This is a genomic window from Streptomyces sp. NPDC021212 (assembly GCF_044332925.1).
Classification (GTDB): Bacteria; Actinomycetota; Actinomycetes; order Streptomycetales; family Streptomycetaceae; genus Streptomyces.
The window spans coordinates 1-1,325 of record NZ_JBIRPZ010000044.1 but is presented as its reverse complement, the minus strand read 5'-3'; the positions used below and the strand labels follow the sequence as shown (position 1 = coordinate 1,325).

Sequence of the window (1,325 nt, the reverse complement as noted above, 5' to 3'; positions counted from 1 at the left end):
CAGGACTCACAGTGATGATTGCGGTGGCACCGCCTGGAGACCTGACTCGAGGACTCACTGGCGCTTCGGCTGTCTTTCGGGAGAACCGTCGGTCTGTCGGGCGGTGCCACCGCGCGCGTGCCGGTCGGGAGTTCGTGACCTCATAGGAGCCCGGCCAAAGGTCCCATCACTGTCTTGTCCGTCCGCCCGACCGGCGCGTGCCCTCCCTGATGCGTCGTACGGAAGGACAGCACGTCCAGCATGGCAGCAGACGAGATAGCGGTCATTGGCGGGATCGACACCCACACCGACCTGCACCAGGCGGCCGTGATCGACACCGTGGGCCGGCACCTGGCCACCGAGCCGTTCCCGACTGGTCCCACCGGCTATGAGCAGCTGCTCGACTGGCTGCGTTCTCATGGCGAGCTTCTGGCGGTGGGCATCGAGGGAACCGGTGCCTACGGGGCCGAGATCGCCCGTTTCCTGACCGCACAGGGTGTCGCCGTCATCGAGGTCGACCGGCCCGACCGCAAGGCCAGGCGGGACAACGGCAAGTCCGACCCAGTGGACGCCTACGCCGCCGCGACCGCCGTGCTGTCCGGCCGGGCTTCGGGCATTCCGAAGACCCGCAACGGGATCGTGGAGTCCATCCGCACCCTGCGGGTGGCCCGCAGTTCGGCCGTCAAAGCCCGCACTCAGACCATCAACCAAATCCGCACGCTCATCATCACCGCACCGGCCGCGGTGCGCGAGAAGCTGCGTGGCCTGGCCACCGACCGGCTGATTGACGCCCTTGCCCGTTTCCGGCCCGCAGGCGACCTCGCAGATCCGGACTGCGCGGTCAGGATCACGCTGCGACGGCTCGCCCGACGCTGCCAGCGGCTGGAGGAGGAAATCGCCGAAGCCGACGCGGACCTGGGCCCGCTGGTGACCCGGGCCGCACCACGGTTGATCGCCCTGCCCGGCATCGGCCCCGAGAGCGCGGGCCAGCTACTGACCACCGCCGGCGACAACCCGGACCGCCTGCGCTCGGAAGCGTCCTTCGCCCACCTGTGCGGTGCTGCCCCGCTGTCGGCCTCCTCCGGCCGCACCAACCGGCACCGCCTCAACCGGGGCGGCGACCGACAGGCCAACCGGGCCCTGCACACGATCGCCCTGGTCCGCATGCGCCACGACCAGCGCACCCGGGAGTACGTCGCCAGACGCACCGCCGAAGGCATGACCAAGAAGGACATCATGCGCTGCCTGAAACGGTTCGTCGCCCGCGAGGTCTACCGGCATCTACCCCACCCTCACATCACCGCTGACCAGTTCAAGCAAGCCGCTTGACGATCTATAGGAGCTTC

1 protein-coding gene is annotated in these 1,325 nt (G+C 68.9%); it reads left to right on the top strand.

Annotated elements, in window-relative coordinates:
• Positions 1-240: 240 nt before the first annotated feature.
• A complete protein-coding gene (locus ACH4SI_RS42070; protein ID WP_398306385.1) occupies positions 241-1,308 on the top strand; it encodes an IS110 family transposase in 1,068 nt (355 codons plus the stop codon).
• Positions 1,309-1,325 lie beyond the last annotated feature (17 nt).

Coding starts and splice junctions, on each gene's coding strand:
- ACH4SI_RS42070 (WP_398306385.1), top strand. CDS start 241: ATGGCAGCAGACGAGATAGCGGTCATTGGCGGGATCGACACCCACACC.